General features: G+C 53.7%; 18 protein-coding genes. 9 read left to right on the top strand and 9 right to left on the bottom strand.

The annotated features are described in order from the left end of the window. The gene (ubiA, locus tag WKJ03_RS14385; protein WP_337842917.1) at nt 1–873 is read right to left on the bottom strand and encodes a 4-hydroxybenzoate octaprenyltransferase; all 873 of its coding nucleotides are present in this window, start codon (nt 871–873) and stop codon (nt 1–3) included. Beyond that, nucleotides 870–1,382, bottom strand: coding sequence for a chorismate lyase (locus WKJ03_RS14380; RefSeq protein WP_337842916.1), 513 nt, complete (start codon nt 1,380–1,382; stop codon nt 870–872). Before WKJ03_RS14380 ends, ubiA begins: the two co-directional genes overlap by 4 nt. Nucleotides 1,383–1,684: 302 nt before the next feature. Here WKJ03_RS14380 and WKJ03_RS14375 point away from each other — a divergent pair, with 302 nt between their 5' ends. Further along, nucleotides 1,685–2,104: a flagellar basal body-associated FliL family protein gene (locus tag WKJ03_RS14375; RefSeq protein WP_337842915.1), complete on the top strand. Its 420-nt coding sequence runs from the start codon at nt 1,685–1,687 to the stop codon at nt 2,102–2,104. Nucleotides 2,105–2,134: 30 nt separating this feature from the next. On the opposite strand, the gene WKJ03_RS14370 is transcribed toward WKJ03_RS14375, so the two are convergent. After that, entirely contained in the window at nt 2,135–2,980 is an 846-nt protein-coding gene (locus WKJ03_RS14370) for a rhomboid family intramembrane serine protease (protein WP_337842914.1), read from the bottom strand. Beyond that, a complete protein-coding gene (gene glpE, locus WKJ03_RS14365; RefSeq protein WP_337842913.1) occupies nt 2,958–3,284 on the bottom strand; it encodes a thiosulfate sulfurtransferase GlpE in 327 nt (108 codons plus the stop codon). Before glpE ends, WKJ03_RS14370 begins: the two co-directional genes overlap by 23 nt. A 164-nt stretch (nt 3,285–3,448) precedes the next feature. Here glpE and WKJ03_RS14360 point away from each other — a divergent pair, with 164 nt between their 5' ends. The 4 genes from WKJ03_RS14360 to WKJ03_RS14345 all read left to right on the top strand — a co-directional run bounded on the left by WKJ03_RS14360 (nt 3,449) and on the right by WKJ03_RS14345 (nt 6,919). Beyond that, nucleotides 3,449–3,913: a hypothetical protein gene (locus WKJ03_RS14360; protein WP_337842912.1), complete on the top strand. Its 465-nt coding sequence runs from the start codon at nt 3,449–3,451 to the stop codon at nt 3,911–3,913. A 97-nt stretch (nt 3,914–4,010) separates the two neighbouring features. Then, nucleotides 4,011–4,964, top strand: coding sequence for a hypothetical protein (locus tag WKJ03_RS14355; protein WP_337842911.1), 954 nt, complete (start codon nt 4,011–4,013; stop codon nt 4,962–4,964). Between the two features lie 98 nt (nt 4,965–5,062). Next, nucleotides 5,063–5,935 carry an HDOD domain-containing protein gene (locus WKJ03_RS14350; protein WP_337842910.1) on the top strand — a complete coding sequence of 291 codons (873 nt, stop codon included), beginning with the start codon at nt 5,063–5,065 and terminating at the stop codon, nt 5,933–5,935. Between the two features lie 24 nt (nt 5,936–5,959). Further along, nucleotides 5,960–6,919: a tRNA-dihydrouridine synthase gene (locus WKJ03_RS14345; protein WP_337842909.1), complete on the top strand. Its 960-nt coding sequence runs from the start codon at nt 5,960–5,962 to the stop codon at nt 6,917–6,919. A gap of 11 nt (nt 6,920–6,930) precedes the next feature. Here WKJ03_RS14345 and WKJ03_RS14340 read toward each other — a convergent pair whose 3' ends face one another. Next, entirely contained in the window at nt 6,931–8,025 is a 1,095-nt protein-coding gene (locus WKJ03_RS14340; protein WP_337842908.1) for an iron-sulfur cluster-binding domain-containing protein, read from the bottom strand. A 159-nt stretch (nt 8,026–8,184) separates the two neighbouring features. Between WKJ03_RS14340 and htpX the strand changes: the two genes are divergently transcribed. Together htpX and WKJ03_RS14330 are read left to right on the top strand one after the other, a co-directional pair. Continuing rightward, a complete protein-coding gene (gene htpX, locus WKJ03_RS14335) occupies nt 8,185–9,075 on the top strand; it encodes a protease HtpX (protein ID WP_337842907.1) in 891 nt (296 codons plus the stop codon). A 110-nt stretch (nt 9,076–9,185) separates the two neighbouring features. After that, nucleotides 9,186–9,878: a hypothetical protein gene (locus WKJ03_RS14330; RefSeq protein WP_337842906.1), complete on the top strand. Its 693-nt coding sequence runs from the start codon at nt 9,186–9,188 to the stop codon at nt 9,876–9,878. Between the two features lie 6 nt (nt 9,879–9,884). On the opposite strand, the gene WKJ03_RS14325 is transcribed toward WKJ03_RS14330, so the two are convergent. The 4 genes from WKJ03_RS14325 to WKJ03_RS14310 all read right to left on the bottom strand — a co-directional run bounded on the left by WKJ03_RS14325 (nt 9,885) and on the right by WKJ03_RS14310 (nt 13,529). Next, nucleotides 9,885–10,289, bottom strand: coding sequence for a lactoylglutathione lyase (locus WKJ03_RS14325; protein WP_337842905.1), 405 nt, complete (start codon nt 10,287–10,289; stop codon nt 9,885–9,887). A gap of 192 nt (nt 10,290–10,481) precedes the next feature. Beyond that, nucleotides 10,482–11,507 carry an L-threonine 3-dehydrogenase gene (gene tdh / locus WKJ03_RS14320; protein WP_337842956.1) on the bottom strand — a complete coding sequence of 342 codons (1,026 nt, stop codon included), beginning with the start codon at nt 11,505–11,507 and terminating at the stop codon, nt 10,482–10,484. A 9-nt stretch (nt 11,508–11,516) separates the two neighbouring features. Then, complete coding sequence (locus WKJ03_RS14315; protein ID WP_337842904.1) at nt 11,517–12,713, bottom strand: glycine C-acetyltransferase; 1,197 nt, start codon at nt 12,711–12,713, stop codon at nt 11,517–11,519. Nucleotides 12,714–12,869: 156 nt separating this feature from the next. Further along, nucleotides 12,870–13,529 carry a TetR/AcrR family transcriptional regulator gene (locus WKJ03_RS14310; RefSeq protein ID WP_337842903.1) on the bottom strand — a complete coding sequence of 220 codons (660 nt, stop codon included), beginning with the start codon at nt 13,527–13,529 and terminating at the stop codon, nt 12,870–12,872. Between the two features lie 111 nt (nt 13,530–13,640). On the opposite strand from WKJ03_RS14310, the gene coaD reads away from it, so the two are divergent. Both coaD and WKJ03_RS14300 read left to right on the top strand, forming a co-directional pair. After that, a complete protein-coding gene (gene coaD, locus WKJ03_RS14305) occupies nt 13,641–14,132 on the top strand; it encodes a pantetheine-phosphate adenylyltransferase (protein WP_337842902.1) in 492 nt (163 codons plus the stop codon). Between the two features lie 13 nt (nt 14,133–14,145). Then, nucleotides 14,146–15,561: a capsule assembly Wzi family protein gene (locus WKJ03_RS14300; RefSeq protein WP_337842901.1), complete on the top strand. Its 1,416-nt coding sequence runs from the start codon at nt 14,146–14,148 to the stop codon at nt 15,559–15,561. Nucleotides 15,562–15,839: the final 278 nt, after the last annotated feature.

The raw sequence follows: 15,839 nt of genomic DNA, 5'->3' as shown, positions 1-15,839 counted from the left end.
TCAAGCCAGCAGCGCGTCTGCCGCTATGCCCAAAAACAACAGCAGGCCACTGTAGTGGTTGTTGAGAAAGGCCTGAAAGCAGCCCGCCCTGCCCTGGGTGTGGGCCAACCAGTGCTGATGGACAAAACTCAGTGCCATCAGTACAAGACCCAGATAATACCAAGCCCCCGCCATGGTCACCGTGCCCACCCAAAGCATCAGCAACAGAAAACCCAGTTGCAGCAGTGCAATACTCAGATGGCAATAACGGCCAAACAACAAAGCAGTTGATTTGACGCCGATGCGGATATCGTCATCCCGATCCACCATGGCATAAAAGGTATCATAGGCCACAGTCCACAACAGGTTGGCCAGATACAGCCCCCAAATCCAGCCTGGTACGGTTTCAAGGCTGGCCATAGCGGCCATCGGAATGCCCCAGCTGTAAGCCGCACCCAGCACAAACTGAGGTAAATAGGTAAAGCGCTTCATAAAAGGGTACAAAATAGCCAGCGCCACGGCCACCAGCGCCAGCAAACGGGTCTGCCAGTTCAGCCACAACAATAGACTGGCCGAAGCCAGCAGCAATAATAAAAACAACTGCAGCGCTTCAGGCGCATTGATCCGCCCGGCCGCCAGCGGTCGCAACCGGGTGCGCTCCACATGACCATCAAAGTTGCGGTCTGCATAATCGTTAATGACACAACCAGCGGAGCGCATCAATACGACGCCCAGACTGAACACCAGCAGCAGGCTCCAGTCGGGATGACCAGAGGAAGCCAACCAGAGTGCCCACCAGGTTGGCCATAGCAGCAGATAACTGCCAATGGGCCTGTCCAATCGCATCAACAGCTTGTATTCAGGCCAATGCGCCAGCTGCAATTGCCATTTCATAAGTCTTGGACTCCGGGTAAAAATACTTCCTGCACCAACAAGGGCTGCTGCAACAGGCTGAATACGGAACGCCGCCCCCACAGCTGCTGCTGTACACCAAGTTGTGGCAGGGCTAATTCAGGCCAGAATGCCACTTCAATAGGGCCACGTTGCAACGAAGGGTGCTGAAAAATCACGTCGCCCAATGGCTGATCACCCAGCCGGGCCAGATACTGCAATTCATGCAATGTCGCCAGTGGCAGCCAGCTTTGGGCATAGACCACTGGTGTGCCATCACACACCAGAATCACCTCACGGCATAAGGCGGCCTCTTGTTGCCAGTGCTGTTGCCATTCGTGTGGCAAGGAGGTGCTACGCTCGGAGACCAGCTGCAGTGAGAAATGCTGGCAGTGTTTACGCAGCAACGCTGTCAGCGAACCAGCCTCCAGCAGCCAGCGCTGATACTGGGCTGGCACTGAATCGGCGCTGGCAGGATGCCAAAGCCCCTGCAATACAAAATGTGGCTGCATGTCCAATTCATCATTCCGCTGCAGTCATAATGGCGCGCATCATAACAAGGCACAGCGGCTGAACTCAAAAAAACTCTGTAAAATCCCCTGCTTTGTGCACCAGGATCAGCAGATCTCGCCGGGATCTTCTCTGCAGACAGAAGATGCTCTGGTCATCAGTGTGGCGGACAGGTTTTCCCTGACTGGAAAAATGCGACACAGCAGCTTAGATTAGCAAAAGAATTGCCGCCGCTGATAGCCTAACGCAGAGCCATCAGGTAAGATCACCCCAGTTATTTGATAAAAATGAAAGAGAAACCGGAATGAAACGAGCGCTGATTTTTGCGGTTTTAATGGCAGTGCAAGGCCCGTTATTCGCTCAGGATGCAGCCAACGCCAAACCCAAAGCTGAAATTGCCTATTACCCCTTTGACCCGGACATTGTGACCAACTACGTCACCCCCAGCACCGAAGAACTGGGTTATGTCCGTGTCTCGATGCAACTGATGCTGAACGACAAAAAATACATTGAAGTCATTGAACACCACGAGCCTCTGCTGCTTGACATTATTGTGGATATTCTGAGCAAGGAAACAGCAGACAAGCACAAATCGCTGACCGGCCGGGAAGAAATTCGTTTAAAGCTGCTCAGTGAGCTCAAAGAAGTCATGCGTAAAGAAACCGGGCAGGATGTGATCCGGGATGTACTGTACAGCAAGTACCTGTATCACGGTCCGTCTTAACTCCGCCTTGACCTTTTTGCCAGGGCGGAGTCAGCGCCGCCCTGGGATGGCCAGCAGTGCCGCCAGCAGCATTCCCCCCATCAATCCACCTAAATGTGCCCAGTTGGCCATCGGGATCCACAACAAATCTGCAAATCCGACTACCAGCCACAGCAGCATAAAACCTATTAACCCCGGACTGAGCTGGTAACCCCAGGCTGGCTTTAACCAGCCGCAAATCCAATAAAAGCCAAACAGGCCGTAGACCAAGCCAGATAACCCCCCAAAATTTGGGCCCGCCAGCATAAACTGCAGCAGATGGGACGGTAACAACGCAGCCAGCACCAGAGCACCCGCCAGTACTTTACCGGAACCTTTTTCCACTGGCCCCAGCAAATACCAGACCCAGATCAGGTTAAACACCAGGTGGGCCCCGGAAAAATGCAGCCAGGCCGGAGTCAGCCAGCGCCAGCCCTGAGCCAGTGAGATCCCTGCCCCGGCTTGCAACTGCAACGCTGAAATCGCCTGCCAGGGGGCCAGTTGCTGCCAGACAAACACCAGCACAGCCGCCAGCCAGATCAGATGGGTCAACACTCCCCCCTGGGCCCATAACTGCTGCCAGTACCCAGCAAGCCCGGAGTGCCCGGCAGTAAACGCAGGCTCCGCCTGTTGCCAGGCCGCCGCCTGATAACGTGGATGGTCCGGCTGCCGGATAAACTCCTGCCACAACTGCTCCACCTGTGCCTGCTCAGATTCATCACACCACAGCTCAGCCTGCAAAGACGATTGCACCACCACACTGACGCGCAAACCCTGGGCCAGGCAATAGCTGGCAAACAGTTGGGCCGCCTGAGGTGAATTCAGCTCCAGCAGTTTAATCATTGTGGCCGGTGACATAAGGTTGAGTCTGACGCCAGGCTTCAAAACCACCGTCCATGCTGTACACAGTGTCAAAGCCCAGCTGAGCCAGGTACTGAGCCGCCCCCTGGCTGGAGTTACCGTGGTAGCAAACCACCACCACAGGCGTGCTGAATTCAGTTTTTTGCATAAACTGGCCAAGGCTGCCATTGGTCAGATGAAAAGCGTCCTGCATATGGCCGGCGGCAAAACTCTGTTCATCCCGGATATCCACCACAACCGCCTGGTCCTGCTGGATTTTTTCGATGGCCTGCGCCACAGAAATACGCTGAAACTCGGTCATAACTTACCTTCAAAGCAAAGAAATTGGCTTTATAGTAACCCAGACCCGGCAAAAACCAGAAAGGTTCATTTGCGCTCTGACCGCCAGATTGCTCAAATTTTACCTTTAGCTCAGCCTCACTCTCGTATAGAATAGCGGGCCGTTTTTGCCCGAGGACAGCGCCCATGTCAGACAGCCCTTTAATTCTTCTCTACGATCCTGCTTTTGATGATATGGACGCGGAAGGCTGCCCTGGTTTTGGTTATGTACTGCTGTTCAATGAAGAACATGTAGAGCAATACCAGAGCGGGGAGAACCCGCCATTCCCGGCTGTGTCCATGTTGTTTACCGACCATGCCGATGGCAGTATCAGCGGTGATCTATTAGGTTGGGCTCACCTGGATGCGCCTATTTTTCAGAGTTTTCCGTTAGGCCAGTTTTTCCAGCTGATGGAACAGGCCGCCCAGGTCGCCATCAATGCCTACCGCCAGGTCGGCCAGGTGCCAGACCGGCTGATAGCCGAACTGATGCCGGATGAAGATTTGATTCAGTTTGATGTGCAGTTTGGACAGCTGGAGCTGTCCGACGCAGACGCCGAACAGCAACTGGCTAAACAAATGATGGCCGGCCGGCCTTATCTGGACTCCTGATCCAACCCAGAGTTGTGACTTCCGGCCTATTGCTGTTCACCTTTCGTTCACATCTAATACGCTTCCATAGCCTGTCTTCAACCCAATGGAAACTACGATGCGAACTCTTGTTTTGTTATGTGCCCTGCTGATTGGCAGTACAAAGGCCTCCACCTTAACCCCTTACCAACTGGCGTTTGAGCAGGATAAATGGCAGTGGTTAGCCGAACAGCTGGCCTCAGACACCGAACTGAGCAACACCGAAAAACTGCAATGGCAGGCCAGAATCCAGCTGGCCAACAACAGCGCCGGGCAGGTGGTTGAACTGCTCGAGCCCAGCCTGGATGCCAACAGCCCCGATGCAGAACTCTGGTATCTGGCAGCGATGGCGAAACTGCAGCTGGCACAAAGCAGCAGTATCTTCAGTAAAGCCAGCCATGCCAAACAAGGTCTGGCCTGGTTGCAACAAGCCAATCTGCGCGCACCGGATCGTCTGGATATACTGACCACCCTGATTGGCTTTTACCGACAGGCACCGGCCATTGTCGGCGGTGACGACGAAAAAGCCGACGCATTCATGCATGAGCTGGAAAGAAAATCCCCGGTACACGCTGTAGTGCTGCGAGCCGGGTTACTGCTGCCGGATCACGCCCAACAGGCGCTGGCGCTGTTGGAGCAACAGCCTCAGCCGCAGCAAGCCCGCTGGCAGGGCGCTATGGCGCAGGTCCGACTGGCTCTGAAACAACCCGAAGCGGCATTCAGCCATTACCAGCAGGCTGCCGCTCTGGAAACGGATTTATCCGACCAGCAGGGCTATCTGTATCAATTGGGCCGCCTTGCGGCTACAGAGCAACAAGATCTGCAGATCGGTGCCGAAGCCCTGCAACGTTATCTGCAGTTTTATCAGGACAGCCAACACCCAAGGCTGGACTGGGCCAAACTGCGCCTGGCCGAAGTTCTGCTGCGCCAGCAACGGCCTCAGGCCAGCGAGCTGTTGGGGTCGCTGAAAGCTGGGGAGGATAAAAAGTTCAATACCGAACTGAAACGGGTCAAAAAGCTGCTGAACAGTTGAAAGAAACAGCCCCTTGAGCTGCTGGCTTTTGCTTTTTCAAGGCGGCCCTTTTACTATAAGCGCTTTGTTTCATTCAATCGTCAGAACAGGTTTGTGGTATGGCCAAAGCAATCAATATGGCAGTGGTAGAACAGGCGCTGAGTGGTTTTACTATTCCGCCTCAGCCAGGCGTGTTACTGGCGATTAAAGCAGAAATAGAAAGCGACGATCCGAATATCCACCGCATTGCCGAACTGATTAATCAGGACGTCGGCATCGCCGGATTTACGCTGAAAGTGGTGAACTCGGTGTACTTTGGCCTGCGCCGTAAAGTCAGTTCTGTTGAGCATGCCTGCAAGTACCTGGGCCTGAACCGGGTGATCAAGCTGGTCAGCTCGGTAGTGCTGCGTTTTACCCTGAGCCAGGGCAAAACCGACAGATTCACCACAGCCCTGTGGCACAGTGCCACTCAGGTGGCCAATGCCGCCATGTTGATTGCCCAGCAATTGCGACTGGGTTCAGACACAGTGGACGATGCCTACAGCCTGGGGTTATTCCACAATGCCGGTATGGCACTGATTGCCGGTCAGTTCCCAGATTACGCCAAAGTACTGAAGCAAGGCTTGCAGCAAGGCGTCAGCCTGCCAGAAAGCGAACAACAGCATTTTGAAACCAGCCATGAACTGTTGGGTTATATGATTGCCCAGTCCTGGGGCCTGGCGCCCGAGCTGGCCAATGTCATTGCTTATCACCACAGCCCGGCCCTGATGCTGGTATCGGACGACCTGTATGAAAAACGCCTGTTTGCCTTACTGAAACTGGCGGAACATATGACGGAAGAAAACCGTGTTCTGCTGGACTCAGAGCAGGATCCGGAATGGCAACAGTACAAAACCACCCTGCTGGACCTGCTGGAACTGGATGAGCTGAGCCTGCACGATTTAGGCGATTACCTGGCCCAACATGAAGTGCCAAACTCTTACCACCACTGAGTGTCCCTCAGCCATCGAGCCCTTATGCGAATAGTCTTAGCCCCCATGGAGGGCGTGGTCGACCACCTGATGCGGGATATGCTGACCCGTATCGGTGGCTTCGATTTATGTGTCACTGAATTTGTCCGGGTGGTGGATATGAAACTGCCACGCCGGGTGTTTTACCGGCTTTGCCCAGAGCTGGGCCAGGGCGGAAAAACGCCGTCCGGGGTGCCGGTGAAAATCCAGCTGTTAGGGCAAGATCCGAACTGGCTGGCAGAAAATGCGCTGAAGGCGGTAGAACTGGGGTCACCCGGCGTGGACTTAAACTTCGGCTGCCCGGCCAAGATGGTCAATAAAAACAAGGGTGGCGCCGTACTGCTGAAAGAAACCGACACCCTGTACCAAATTATCAAAACAGTGCGAGCCGCTGTCCCCGCCGCTTTTCCGGTCACCGCCAAAATCCGCTTGGGCTTTGATGACACCAGCCTGACACTGGACAATGCGCGCGCTTTGTATGAAGCCGGAGCCACTGAGCTGACTGTGCATGCCCGTACCAAAGCCGACGGCTACCGGCCACCGGCTTATTGGCCCTGGATTGAAAAAATCCGTGCCGTGGTGCCCATTAATGTGATTGCCAACGGTGAGATCTGGACACCGGCCGATGCCGCTTTGTGCCAGCAACAATCTGGTGCTGCCGATATTATGCTGGGCCGTGGTGCGCTCGCCAGGCCAAGTTTAGCCAAAGAGATAGTGGCTGCACGCTCAGGCACAGCGGAACAGGCGATGCCCTGGCCTGAAGTGCTTGAATTGTTGTTGCAGTACTCCGACTACGAAATTGCCGGCGACAAAGGCCTGTATTATTCCAACCGGATCAAACAGTGGTTCAGTTACCTGAAACTGCAGTACCCCGAAGCCGACTTGCTGTTCAGCGAGTTGCGGCTGCAGCGCAAAGCGGAAGAAATAGTCCGGACACTGCAGCAGGCGCTGCGCCAGTTAAAGTGAAAAGAACCAGCCTAGGCTGGTTCTGCTTTAGTGAGCGGCGGTACCGGTTCACGGACCACCTCGGCCTCAGCGTCAAGGCTGGTCAATACCAAAGCAGACGTTGGCTGAATGCAGCACGCCAGCACTTCATCATCGCCACAATGCACAGCAGCATCCAGCACCTGTTTATACTCACCACTGACCACCCGCACTTTACACAAACCACAGGAGCCGCCTTTGCAGTCGTAACTCAGTGGCACAGACGCGGCAATCAGCGCATCCAGCACAGACCTTTGCCCCATGCTGTCAGCCTGGTGGCCATCCATCTCAATACTGAAACTCTGGATACTGGCTGCGGCACTGAAGGGTTCGTTAAAGCACTGATGCGCCCCCAGAATGGACAAATCGCAAATCAGCTTCTCTGTCATCAGGGCTTTGCAGCAAAAATAATACTGGGCGAAAGCCCCACCCAATTTAAACAATAAACCAGCATCAATACGACCAGCTCTCCCTGCCCAGCCCGCCTCAGGCTGGCTCAGACAAGGCACCAGTGTGAATGCCGGTAAACGCCGCAGCATTGGATAAAACAGCAAATCGGCCTGATTGCGCGCCTGGTACACCAGCGTCACCTGCCGGCGTTGCCGGATAGCCTGCAGCGCCATCGCCAGCAAGGGCGTAATACCCACCCCAGCGGCCACCAGCACCACAGGAGCGCGGCCCGGTTTCAGGCTGAAATGGCCACGGGGGTACGAACAGAGCACCGTATCCAGTGCCTCCGCCTTTTGAAACAGCGCCTGGCTTAACCGGCCATCGGGTTCGGCTTTCACCACCAGTTGGTAATAACGTCTTTGGCTGCAGTCGCTGGCAATCGAATAAGCGCGCGATACAGCTTTCCCTGCTAAATCAGTGCCATATAACAACAAATGCTGGCCAGCCCTGGCTTTGGGTAACAAAGCGCCCTCCGGATGCCGTAACCAGAGCTTCAGATAAGCCCCCTGCCGTTTCACCCGGTACAGCTGCAAATTCAGACGCCGCGCTTCGGCATAAGGCTCATACCAATGCCACCAAAGCCCACGACCCAACCAGAATAACGCCAGCAGCGACAAGGCAAATACCAGATCCCACATGCCCGGGACTCCAAATACGAATAATTCTCAAATAATAACTGATCTCAACGTCAGCGCCAAGTTGTTCTGTCTTATCTGATATTTCATTCGTCAAAAACTGATTTCATTTAACTTTTATTCGGATAAACTTTCGTTCAGTAACTCAAAAAGGGGTTGATGATGAAACGTATCTTCTTGTTCTTAATTACAAACCTGGCAGTGATGCTGGTGTTGAGTGTGGTGCTGAGCATTGTGTTCAGTGTCTTTGGTCTGGACCGCAGCAGCATGAGTGGCCTGTTGGTGATGGCAGCTGTATTTGGCTTTGGTGGTTCTTTTATCTCTCTGGCAATGTCCAAGTGGATGGCCAAACGCTCCACTGGGGCCGTAGTGATTGAGCAACCACAAAACTCCACTGAACACTGGCTGGTCGACACAGTGCGCCGTCAGGCACAGCAAGCCGGTATTGGGATGCCGGAAGTGGCGATTTACGACTCACCGGAAATGAATGCTTTTGCTACCGGCATGAACCGCAATAATGCGCTGGTGGCGGTCAGCACGGGCCTGCTGCACAACATGAGTCAGCAGGAAGTGGAAGCCGTACTGGCGCATGAAGTGTCGCACGTGGCCAACGGCGACATGGTGACACTGACCTTAATTCAGGGCGTAGTGAACACCTTTGTGATCTTCTTTGCCCGTCTGGTGGCCGGTGTGATTGATAACTTCTTCCGTTCCAGCGACGACGAAGAGAGCGCCAGCGAAGGTGGTTTCAGCTTCAGCTACATGATCACCGTATTTATTCTGGAAATGATTTTTGGCGTACTGGCCAGCATTATAGTGATGTGGTTCTCACGCCAGCGTGAATACCGTGCCGACGCCGGTGCTGCCCGCCTGGTGGGTGCACCCGCCATGGTGGCCGCACTGGAACGTTTGCGTCACAACCACGAAAGCCAGCTGCAAGGGTCGATGATGGCCTTTGGTATCGCCAGCAAAACGGCCAGCAGCGAGTTGTTCTTAAGCCACCCGCCACTGGAAAAACGTATTGCGGCACTGCAGAACAACGCAGTGGTCTAAAGCACTCCAGGTCGAAAAGGGAGCCAATAGGCTCCCTTTTTATCTGATTTAACAGGGAATTATCCGCCGAACCTTCAGTCCAAGCTGCATTCGTTGAACGGAGTTGTGGCATGAAAGGATGGTTGGTTTCGGTCGGGGTGCACCTGCTGCTGGTGCTGGTGCTGTGGTGGTCTGCCTCCCCAACCGCACCAAAAACAATCCCAAAAAAACCCATTCAGGCCTTTACCTATACGCCGCCAAAAGCAGTTGTGGCCGAGCCGCTTCCTGCGCCTGTGACTGCAGCTACACCAGCACCAGCACCAGCACCAGCACCAGCACCAGCACCAGCACCAGCAAAGCCAGTAAAAGCCAAAACCGACGCGCCGTCTCCAGCACAAGCCGCACCGGCTAAGCCAGCCACAACAGAGGCAGAGCCAAAGACGGATACGGTGCAACCGATGCAGAGCATGCCCACAGCGCCACCAGCCAAACGAGGTTCGCTGGCAAGCAGAGCATTGTCCTCAGCCTTAAGAGCTGCACCGGCACCTGCGGCCAGCTTCAGCGCACAGCAAGCTAAACAGAACGCCCAGCTGACCGAGCCATCCAAAGCGCAAGCAACCAGAGCACCGGCCAAGACCATTAAAAAACTGAGCAATGGTGCAGAGCTGGTGAAAACTGCTGACGGCAGTTGCTGGCAGTTACCCTCGGCTGAACAGCGCAAATCCGGGATCTGGACCCGCAGCAGCATTCCTTGCGAGCCAGACCGCACCGTAGAGCAGCTAAATGAGATTTTCAAAAAACGCCGCGAGATGCGGCGGGATTAGTGCCAATTACCCCTGAACCGCCGTCGGGTCCATCCAGAAAAACTCCCAAATATGGCCGTCCAAATCCAGCGCACTGCGGCCATACATAAAGCCCAAATCCTGTTTTGGGTTCACGTCTGCCGTTCCACCGGCGCCGCTGGCTGCCACACAAAGTTGGTCAACTGCGGCTTTGTCTTCGCAGTTCAGCGCCAGCATCACTTCGCTGCTGCTGTTGGCAGGAACAGGCCGCTGGGTAAAGGTTTGCCATTTGGCATGGGTCAGCAGCATCACGAAGATGCTGTCACTCCACACCATGCAAGCGGCAGTGTCGTCACTGAATTGTGGGTTTTTCACAAAACCCAGTGCCTGATAAAAGTGAATTGACGCCGCTAAGTTCACGACTGGTAAATTAACAAAAATCATTTTTGACATCCGTATTCTCCGTTTGATGGATCACTGAGCTTTATCAGAATGATGCAGCCGTCTTCGATAGTCGACAGCACAGACACATTTTCGACAACGGACTGAAAATTTTTTTGCCGCCAAAACACAAAGGGGTCAGGTCTTGAATTTTGAATATGCATTCAAAATTCAAGACCTGACCCCCAACCTTAGCTAAAAAGCTTAGCTCCAGTTCAGCACCACTTTGCCGGATTGGCCGGAACACATGATTTCAAAGCCTTTCTGGAATTCTTCCATCGGCAGTTCATGGGTGATGATCGGGCTTAAATCCAATCCGGATTGGATCAGGCTGGCCATTTTGTACCAGGTTTCAAACATCTCACGGCCATAAATGCCTTTGATCACCAGGCCTTTGAAAATGACTTTATTCCAGTCCACCGCCATATCGGACGGCGGAATACCCAACATGGCAATTTTGCCGCCATGGTTAATGGTCTCCAGCATATTGCGGAAGGCCGAAGGCACACCGGACATTTCCAGACCCACGTCAAAACCTTCCGTCATACCCAGTTCTTTCATCACGTCCTGCAGGTTTTCCTGGCTGACATCCACAGCGCGGGTCGCGCCCATTTTACGCGCCAGTTCCAGCCGGTACGGGTTCACATCGGTAATGACAATATGACGGGCACCGACATGACGGGCCACCGCCACCGCCATAATGCCGATAGGGCCAGCGCCGGTGATCAGCACGTCTTCACCCACTAAGTCGAATGACAGCGCCGTATGCACTGCATTGCCGAAGGGGTCAAAAATAGCGGCGATATTGTCCGGAATATTGTCCGGAATTTTAAACACGTTAAAGGCCGGAATGGACAGGTATTCGGCAAAAGAGCCTTCGCGGTTTACACCAACACCAATGGTATTACGGCATAAATGCACCCGGCCGGCCCGACAGTTACGGCAGTAACCACAGACCAGATGGCCCTCGCCTGAGACGCGGTCGCCTTTGGCAAAGCCGCGCACTTCTGAGCCCATATCCACCACTTCACCGACATACTCATGGCCCACTACCATGCCATGCGGAATGGTTTTTTGTGCCCATTCGTCCCATTTGTAAATGTGCACGTCCGTGCCGCAAATAGCGGTTTTTTTAATTTTAATCAGCACGTCGTTGGGGCCAACGTTTGGCATCTCAACTTCGGTTTGCCAGATCCCAGGTTCGGCTTTTAATTTGGCTAATGCTTTCATCATCATTCCTCAGGCAATAATGCCCATGTCTTTGCCAATACGGATAAATGCATCAATGGCTTTGTCTAAGTCGGCTCTGCTGTGCGCAGCAGAAATCTGAGTACGAATGCGGGCCTGACCTTTAGGCACCACAGGGAAGGAGAAACCCACCACATAAATGCCTTCAGCCAGCATACGCTGTGCCATTTCAGCCGCCACTTTGGCATCGCCTAACATCACAGGAATAATAGCGTGGTCTTTCCCGGCCAGCGTAAAACCAGCCGCACTCATGCGCTCACGGAAGTAATTGGCGTTTTCCCACAGCTTGGCACGCAGCGCGTCGCCATCCTCCAGCAGTTCCAGCACTTTAATTGACGCCGTGACGATGGAAGGAGCTAAGGAGTTGGAGAACAGATAAGGCCGCGAACGCTGACGCAGCCATTCGATAATTTCTTTTTTACCCGAAGTGTACCCCCCTGAAGCGCCGCCCAAAGCTTTGCCCAAAGTACCGGTAATAATGTCTACTCTGTCCAGTACACCACAGTATTCATGGGTACCGCGACCTTTCTGGCCGACAAAACCCACAGCGTGGCTGTCGTCCACCATCACTAAGGCGTTGTACTTGTCGGCCAAATCGCAGACAGATTTTAAGTCGGCAATAACGCCGTCCATTGAAAACACACCGTCGGTGGCAATCAGCTTAAAGCGGGCACCTTCGGCATCGGCCTGTTGCAGCTGCGCTTCCAGCTCTGCCATATCGTTATTGGCGTAGCGGTACCGTTTGGCTTTGCATAAACGCACACCATCAATAATAGAGGCGTGGTTGAGCGCATCTGAAATCACCGCATCTTCCGGGCCTAAAATGGTTTCGAACAAACCACCGTTGGCGTCAAAACAGGAGGAATACAAAATGGTGTCTTCAGTGCCTAAGAAGGCGCTGATTTTGGCTTCCAGCGTTTTGTGGATGTCCTGGGTACCGCAGATAAAGCGTACAGAGGCCACGCCAAAACCATGCGAATCCAGACCTTGTTGCGCCGCTTTAATCAGTTCAGGGCTGTTGGCCAGACCTAAATAGTTATTGGCGCAGAAGTTGAGAACCTGCTCACCGGCTACTGTTACCGCAGCCTGTTGTTGCGAGCTGATAATACGCTCGCCTTTGTATAAACCCTGGGCTTTCACGTCGTCGATTTGTTGTTGTAAGTGCGCCAGGAATGGGGTGGTAGACATGCGACCCTCCGCTTGGGTAATAGGACTTTGGTAAAAAGCGGGCCTATTGTAATCAGCTTTGTATCGCGGTGCAGCCCTTTTGCGTTGTGGCTTGCGGCAGATCGGACTAGTCAAACATAAAAGGCTGCGGGCGCAGCCTTTCGAAACGAAACCGGCTTAAAGCGGCGCTTCCCCCGCCAGTTCAGTAAAATGGCGCTGCAGACGCTCAAAACGTGGCAAAGACTGTTCAGTGGCATAAGGTTTCACTAACAGCAAAACTTTCAGCACCCCCCAGTAGGCATGTTGCTTGTCCAGCTGATGCCCGGGGCACTGGGTTTTCAGGTAACTGACCCAAAAGGACACCACCATCTTAATGGTATGGGCTAAATCCGGAATGTCTGCCTCCTCAATAGCCACCACCTGGGCCTGATTCAACGCCTGCAACACCGACACCACCCGGCTTTGCACTACTTTTTGCACATTCAGATAATCCTGCTGCAATGCGGCGTCGCGCGACAAAATATCCGGCAGGTTGGCGTAAAAAAAGTGAAAACGCCACACCAGCTCAAATACCACATCCAGGTACTGCGCCAATGAATCCAGCGCTTCGGCCTGACCTTTGGGCGGCTGCACCCGGCTTTCCAGCAACTTAGCGTATTCCTTGAAGATATTCCGCACTATGTCTTCTTTATTGCGGAAGTGGTAATACAGATTGCCCGGGCTGATGCCGAGGTGGGCTGCAATATGATTGGTGGTGACTGCGCGTTCACCCTGTTGATTAAAGAGTTCAATACTGGCCTGCAGTATTTTGTCTTTGGTTCGAAGTTTCTTGTCCATCCGCGTTGTTCTGTTTTGTTTTATGTTATTTTTTTCAGTCTGGTATAGTAACGCCAATTGGATTAAAAACTCTAGTCGTTCGGCTACAGGCAAAGGATTCTTACTAACTCAATGAAAACTAAAGCCATTTACCCAGGAACCTTTGACCCCATCACCAATGGCCACAGTGATTTAGTGGTCAGGGCGGCACGGTTGTTCGATGAAGTCATTCTGGCCATTGCCGCCAACCCCAGTAAAAAACCCTTGTTCAGCCTGGATGAGCGGGTGGCCTTGGCCACTGAATGTTTCGCAGACCTGCCGAATGTGAAAGTGGTAGGCTTTTCCGGTTTATTGGCGGATTTTGCCAAACAGCAAAAAGCCCAGGTGTTATTGCGTGGCGTGCGGGCTGTGGCTGATTTTGAGTATGAATTTCAGCTGGCCAGTATGAACCGGCAGTTGAACCCGGATCTGGACAGCCTGTTTATGACGCCGTCAGAAAAAAATACCTTTATCTCCTCAACCTTAGTCAAAGAAGTGGCCCGGCATGGCGGGGATGTCAGCAATTTCGTGTCGGACCATGTCCGCCAGGCGCTGATCGCCCGTTTTACCGCCCCGTCTGAATAACCAAGGATTTGTTGTGATTCGATTTTGTAAACCAGCCGCCTTAGCTCTGGCGTTATCTGCAGCCTGTGCACAAGGCACGCCCTGGGTCGATACGCAGGACAACTATCTGCGCCAGTCCTTACAAACCTTGTCCCATGCCGGCTTGTTGTCCGGCCCGGTCAATACCTACCCGCTGATGTGGAAAAACATCGCCGCCGATTTACAGGCAGTTAAAGGGGATGACTACAACAGCGAAGTGCGTTTTGCCCTGGCTCATGTGCGCCATGTGCTGCAAACCAATAAAAGCAATAAGACATCCGGTGTCAAACTGAAAGCCAACTCGGAAGTGGCCGGTATTCAGAGTTTTGGCGAAACTTACCCTGACCAGGCTGGGGTGACTGTGTTTAATGAGTTTCAGGGCACTGTCTTCGCTGGCCGGATGGAAGTCAGTTACCGCGATCTCAATGACACCAGCAACGAGCAGGATCTGGTGTATGACAACAGCTATCTGGCCGCGCTGTTGGGGAATTGGGTGGTTTCGGTGGACCAAATCTCCAACTGGTGGGGGCCTGGCCAGCAAAGCAATTTATTGCTCAGCAATAACGCCCGGCCCATTCCGTCGCTGCGGGTGAGCCGCCACGGCTGGAATGCCATCGACGCACCTGTGCTGAACTGGCTGGGCCCCTGGAGTTTCAGCTCTTTTGTCGGCATTGGTGAACACAGCAGTGCCGTACCGCAAACCCGGTTTTGGGGAGCCCGCTTTAACTTTCGCCCTTCTGCCGCTTTGGAAGTGGGTGTATCCCGTATCAGTCAATGGGGTGGCCAGGGCCGTGGCAACGATTTTTCCGACTGGTGGGACATGGTGCTGAATAATGACGACCAGCAGCCCAACAGTGACCAGCGTGCTGCGCTGGATTTCAGCTATCACCTGCATCAGTTGCCACTGCCTGTCACGGCTTATGCTGAAATTGCCGATGACGACAATGCCGACGGCTGGCCGGAGAACCCCTTATTACTGTTGGGTGCGCGCAGTTATTGGGGCGATGAAAACGCCATTCATACGGTGAACCTGGAATACTCCGACACCTACATTGATTGCGATGGGTCAACCATCAAAGGGGAATGTGCTTATCAGGGTGAGTTGTATCCGCAAGGCTATAGCCGTTATGGCCGGGTGATTGGCAGCGGTTATGGTCAGGACGCCCGCGTCATCAGTGCCGGTTACCATTACCAGACCTTTGACGGCATCAGCTGGTCTGCGCATTTGTACCGCGCCACTTATTACGATGAAGGCGCTGGCAGCCACAGCTGGCAACTCAAAACCGAACACCGCCGCCCGCTGCTAAACGGCTTGCTCAGCCTGCAACTGCGGTACCTGCAAGATTCGCCGTTATTGGTGGCAGGTGGCGACAACCTGGCTGCCGCCGGCACCTGGGAATACCGCTTTTAAGCCAGATTCTGTAACCATTCTCTTGAACGGATTGGGTAGGGGCGCGGGTTTACCCCGCCCTGGATTGCCAGCCTTGAGATCTGAATTTGGCTCAGGTGGCTGGTTTGCTTGCCTCCTCAGCCGAATTCAGCTGTTCACTATCACAGCTCCACCCCATATCAGGCCTTGGCTCTCTTTTTCACTGTCAGCTGGATTATTTAATAAGCGCAAATACGCCGGACTGTGGCCGCCGCAGGACAGAAATTGTCAGCACTGCGTGGCGCCATGCTAAGGTGATG

The sequence above is a fragment of the Rheinheimera sp. genome (assembly GCF_037442525.1).
In the GTDB taxonomy this organism is placed as follows: Bacteria; Pseudomonadota; Gammaproteobacteria; order Enterobacterales; family Alteromonadaceae; genus Pararheinheimera.
Note: the sequence above shows the minus strand (reverse complement) of the source record. Positions and strands in the feature narration are given on the sequence as shown.

What these genes read in the sequence shown, in the direction of transcription:
- ubiA (WP_337842917.1), bottom strand. Translation starts at nt 873, where the DNA reads ATGAAATGGCAATTGCAGCTGGCGCATTGGCCTGAATACAAGCTGTTG.
- WKJ03_RS14380 (WP_337842916.1), bottom strand. Translation starts at nt 1,382, where the DNA reads ATGCAGCCACATTTTGTATTGCAGGGGCTTTGGCATCCTGCCAGCGCC.
- WKJ03_RS14375 (WP_337842915.1), top strand. Translation starts at nt 1,685, where the DNA reads ATGAAACGAGCGCTGATTTTTGCGGTTTTAATGGCAGTGCAAGGCCCG.
- WKJ03_RS14370 (WP_337842914.1), bottom strand. Translation starts at nt 2,980, where the DNA reads ATGTCACCGGCCACAATGATTAAACTGCTGGAGCTGAATTCACCTCAG.
- glpE (WP_337842913.1), bottom strand. Translation starts at nt 3,284, where the DNA reads ATGACCGAGTTTCAGCGTATTTCTGTGGCGCAGGCCATCGAAAAAATC.
- WKJ03_RS14360 (WP_337842912.1), top strand. Translation starts at nt 3,449, where the DNA reads ATGTCAGACAGCCCTTTAATTCTTCTCTACGATCCTGCTTTTGATGAT.
- WKJ03_RS14355 (WP_337842911.1), top strand. Translation starts at nt 4,011, where the DNA reads ATGCGAACTCTTGTTTTGTTATGTGCCCTGCTGATTGGCAGTACAAAG.
- WKJ03_RS14350 (WP_337842910.1), top strand. Translation starts at nt 5,063, where the DNA reads ATGGCCAAAGCAATCAATATGGCAGTGGTAGAACAGGCGCTGAGTGGT.
- WKJ03_RS14345 (WP_337842909.1), top strand. Translation starts at nt 5,960, where the DNA reads ATGCGAATAGTCTTAGCCCCCATGGAGGGCGTGGTCGACCACCTGATG.
- WKJ03_RS14340 (WP_337842908.1), bottom strand. Translation starts at nt 8,025, where the DNA reads ATGTGGGATCTGGTATTTGCCTTGTCGCTGCTGGCGTTATTCTGGTTG.
- htpX (WP_337842907.1), top strand. Translation starts at nt 8,185, where the DNA reads ATGAAACGTATCTTCTTGTTCTTAATTACAAACCTGGCAGTGATGCTG.
- WKJ03_RS14330 (WP_337842906.1), top strand. Translation starts at nt 9,186, where the DNA reads ATGAAAGGATGGTTGGTTTCGGTCGGGGTGCACCTGCTGCTGGTGCTG.
- WKJ03_RS14325 (WP_337842905.1), bottom strand. Translation starts at nt 10,289, where the DNA reads ATGTCAAAAATGATTTTTGTTAATTTACCAGTCGTGAACTTAGCGGCG.
- tdh (WP_337842956.1), bottom strand. Translation starts at nt 11,507, where the DNA reads ATGAAAGCATTAGCCAAATTAAAAGCCGAACCTGGGATCTGGCAAACC.
- WKJ03_RS14315 (WP_337842904.1), bottom strand. Translation starts at nt 12,713, where the DNA reads ATGTCTACCACCCCATTCCTGGCGCACTTACAACAACAAATCGACGAC.
- WKJ03_RS14310 (WP_337842903.1), bottom strand. Translation starts at nt 13,529, where the DNA reads ATGGACAAGAAACTTCGAACCAAAGACAAAATACTGCAGGCCAGTATT.
- coaD (WP_337842902.1), top strand. Translation starts at nt 13,641, where the DNA reads ATGAAAACTAAAGCCATTTACCCAGGAACCTTTGACCCCATCACCAAT.